General features: G+C 72.9%; 2 protein-coding genes and 2 pseudogenes. 2 read left to right on the top strand and 2 right to left on the bottom strand.

Annotation, left to right across the window (positions count from 1 at the left end):
- Positions 1–311, bottom strand: a pseudogene (locus AC5LUJ_RS23825) (transposase); the annotation flags it as partial.
- A 326-nt stretch (positions 312–637) separates the two neighbouring features.
- Here AC5LUJ_RS23825 and AC5LUJ_RS23820 point away from each other — a divergent pair.
- Both AC5LUJ_RS23820 and AC5LUJ_RS23815 read left to right on the top strand, forming a co-directional pair.
- The gene (locus AC5LUJ_RS23820; RefSeq protein WP_250292281.1) at positions 638–2,098 is read left to right on the top strand and encodes a hypothetical protein; all 1,461 of its coding nucleotides are present in this window, start codon (positions 638–640) and stop codon (positions 2,096–2,098) included.
- 75 nt (positions 2,099–2,173) lie between these two features.
- Positions 2,174–3,250, top strand: a complete 1,077-nt coding sequence (locus tag AC5LUJ_RS23815; protein ID WP_250286137.1) for a DEAD/DEAH box helicase — start codon at positions 2,174–2,176, stop codon at positions 3,248–3,250.
- Positions 3,251–3,408: 158 nt separating this feature from the next.
- Here AC5LUJ_RS23815 and AC5LUJ_RS23810 read toward each other — a convergent pair.
- A pseudogene (locus AC5LUJ_RS23810) lies at positions 3,409–3,721 on the bottom strand (ATP-binding protein); the annotation flags it as partial.

The raw sequence follows: 3,721 nt of genomic DNA, 5'->3' as shown, positions 1-3,721 counted from the left end.
GGCGGTGACGGTCACGGCGAGCAGCAGGCCGAGGGTGTCGGTGACCACGCCCCGCTCCCGACGATCTTCTTGGCGGCGTCGGTGCCCTGGCTGGCACGGGGGACGTCGGTGGAGGTCGTGACGGTCTGGGTGTCGAGGATGCAGGCGGTCGGCTCGGGATCGCGGCCGTCGGCGGCGCGGGCCAGGCCGGTCAGCTCATAGCCGAGCCGGACAAGAATGCCCTCGTCGCGCCAGGCGGCGTAGGAGAAGTAGACGGTGGTGTGCGGCGGGAAGTCGTGGGGCAGGTATCTCCAGGAGACGCCGGTCCGGTGTCACGGCCGGCGCGCGGCGCGCCGAGCAGCAGTTCACCCATCCGGCGTTCCCACGCCCTGCGCTGGAGACCTTCGAGGACGCCGTCTCGTGTCAGTCCTCGCGGGACAAACGGCGCAAGCGTTCCTCGGAGGCCCTCCTGCCCAGTGAAGGTAGAGCCATCAGCGGCACCATCGCCGGTGACAGGCTGCTCGACCTGCTCGAGTTCGGCTGGCGACGAGAGCTCCGGGCGGGTGCTGTCGCCGGGCGGCTTGAGGCAGAGCCTGGGCTCGCGCAGGCGGTGGCTACGGCGCTGGGAGCGCAGTCCCGGGCTCTGAGGGCCGGCGGGGTGGCGCAGAGGTGGCCCGCCTGCGTGGTCGTCGGGATCGCCCGCGCCGCGTCCGGGTCCGACACGACGGCGTTCTGGCCTGCCTGGCACCGGGCCGCGGGGCTGCGGTCAAGTGCGCGGTCCGCCCGTGAGTGGGGTGACGCGTTCCTCGCGGCGCTCGGGGTGCTGGGACTGCCTGGCGCGCCCGCTGTCGAGGTGGCCGTGCTCGCCCATGTGACCGCGCCGGAGGACCACGCCGGTTCCGCGGGCGACCTCTCCGACGGGGCGGGCCAGGCGCGCCTTGACCCGTTCGGCGGCGGGGTCCTCCTGACGGACGGCGTCTCGGGACAGGCCCGCGCGGGGCTGCCGGAGGAGATCACCGCCGAGGGCGCCACGTTGCTGGCCTTCGACGAGAACGGGGCACTCGTGGACGGGGCGCTGCCCGCCGACGCCGTCTGGGTGCTCTGCTCGGCGGGCGCCGAACTGCGCTCCGACGCGCCGGTCCGGATCCTCGTGACGAGCACGCTCCCGCTGGCCTGGCGTGGCTGGCGCCTCATCCAGGTGGACCTGCGGGGGGCTCGTTGGATCGCCCTCGGTGCCGGTGCCGGTGCCGGTGCCGGTGCCAGCCGTCGCCTCGTGCGCGGCCGGACCAGGCCGGTGCTGCGCACGGGTCCGCCGATCCCCGGCGTCACGACCGTCGCTGGCAGGCCTGTCCTCGCCTCGCCCCCCGAGGTCCTGCTCCCGCCCGGTCAGGCCACCTTCCGGGTCGAGGCGCGGCGGACGGACTCCGGGGCCACCCTCGCGAGTGTCACGACGACCGGTGACACGTGGCGACCGGACGTCCTGTGGCGCGGTATGCGGCGGCCACTGCTCGGCGAGCTCGTGATCTCTGTGATCCCCGGGCTGCGCCGCACCGTGGTGCTCGCGGAGGGCCTGGGCGTCACCTCATACCCGGCCCCTCGGCTCACCAGCGCCCGGGGGCTTCAGCCCGCAGAGGCGGTGATCTCGGCCCCACCGGGCATGACGGTCTCCCCGGCCGCGGCCGCCTACCAGGAGGAGACGGTGACGCGGGAGGTCACCTGCGTCGCCGGCGCGGTGGTCCAGCGCCTGGCCGTGACCCCGCCGCACCTGCGGCTGCGGATCGATCCCGAGCCGGGCAGCGGCGCCGAGGCGACCGGGTGGCACCACGTGGGCCCGCTGCGCCTCACCCACGACGACCTGTGGCGCGGGGGCCTGCTGCGCATCGACCTGCCGGGCGCCGCCACGCCACCGGCGATCACGCTCATGGCGGGCGGAGAACCCGTCCAGGTCCTGGGGGCGCTGCGCGACGGCCGCTACCCGCTGCGCCGCATCCTGGACACGGCGGCCGTCCACGGCGACACCGAGCTCACCATCACCGTCGGCGGGGGAACCGTCGTGACATTCGCCACCGTGACCGGCGCCGGCCCGGCCGATGATCCGTGGACGGTCACACAGGCCTGACATCGCCGCCCCCTCGCGCGGGCCACCCACGAGGGCCCCGAACAGCGGAAAACCCCGACGGGAGATCCTTCAGTGATGGACGTGATTGCCACCGCCGAGCACCTCAGCCTGACGTACCGCCGCTACCTGCGGTCGCTGCTGCCGGTGCGCGACCCGAAGCTCGCGCGGGCGCTGCGGGACGCGATCGACGCCAGTCCGCTGCTGACCAAGGGGCCGGTGCTCGAGGCGACACCGCCGTACGCGGCGGGCGCCAGCCTGCGGCGGCTGATCGTCGACGGTGTCCTGCCCAGCGGGTTCGCCCGGCTCGGCGGGCCCGCGCTGCCGCTGGACCGGCCGCTGTACGCGCACCAGGAAATGGCGATCCGCAAAGCCGCCGCGGGCCGCAACCTCGTCGTCGCGACCGGGACCGGGTCGGGCAAGACGGAGAGCTTCCTGCTGCCGGTCCTCTCCGAGCTCGTCCGACAGCGGGACGCCGGGACGCTGGGTCCAGGGGTCCGGGCGCTGCTGCTGTACCCGATGAACGCCCTGGCCAACGACCAGGTGCGCCGACTGCGGCAGGTGCTCGCGGGCACACCCGAGATCACGTTCGGCCGGTACACCGGGGAGACACCAGAGCGGCCCGCCGAGGGCGCCTCCCTGTTCGAGGCCCTGAACCCGGGCGAGGCCAGGCTCCCGAACGAGCTGCTCTCCCGAACCGAGATGCGCGACAGCCCGCCGCACCTGTTGCTGACCAACTACGCGATGTTGGAGTACCTGCTTCTGCGCCCCGCGGACATGGACCTGTTCGAGGGGCCGCACGGCGGGCACTGGCGCTTCGTCGTGCTGGACGAGGCGCACGTCTACGACGGGGCGAAAGCAGAGGAAGTCGGCATGCTGTTGCGCCGGCTCAAGCAGAAGGTCTTCTTCCAGGGAGAGGACTCCGCCCGCTCGCTGCAGGCCATCGCGACGTCCGCCACCGTCGGCGACAGCCCTGCGGCCGTCATGGAGTTCGCCGCGAAGCTGTTCGACGCCCCGTTCGAGTGGAGTCCCGGCAACCCGAACGGCAGCGAGCTGATCGCAGACGAGACCGGCACCCTTACCGCTCTCCTCGGCTCCCCGGGCACGCGGCGCGCGGCCACCTCGCCGCACCTCGTCCTGGCACCCCAGGTGTGACCGCCCGTAGATGAGCGCCACGCCGGCCCGTCGGATCGGCACATCTGTGACTCTACGTGTTATTTTTCTGCGCACCCCACGTGGCATTGGCTCGAGTCCGGCCTCGCGAACAACTTGGCCCCCGCGTCGTGTTCGGACCCAAGGCGCGCGGGCGTCGGTCAGCCGTTGAGGAGAGTGATGCAGCGCCCGGCCGGGCTGGTCACGGTGGTGATCGCGGTGCGTTCGTCGATGGGAGGCGCGTTCGTGCGCTGGTCGAAGATCGCAAGAGTGCCGATCGGCAACTGGAGTCGGTTGAGGTAGCGGTCCAGCTGTATGAGCCCGGTCTTGAGCGGGTTGGATCCGCCGGTGCGCCAGGCCTTGATCTCAAAACCCTCGCGCTGGACCTGCCGCGGTCCCCCGCGGGGTGCGTAGGGCCAGCGGAGATGAAGGTCGATGCGGCCGGATCCGAGCGCGTATTCGCGTTCGACCTGG

The sequence above is a fragment of the Protofrankia sp. CiP1_Cm_nod3 genome (genome assembly GCF_982290655.1).
The sequence above is the reverse complement of the archived record's forward strand: the minus strand, read 5'-3'. Positions and strand labels throughout refer to the sequence as shown.

Coding starts and splice junctions, on each gene's coding strand:
- AC5LUJ_RS23815 (WP_250286137.1), top strand. CDS start 2,174: ATGGACGTGATTGCCACCGCCGAGCACCTCAGCCTGACGTACCGCCGC.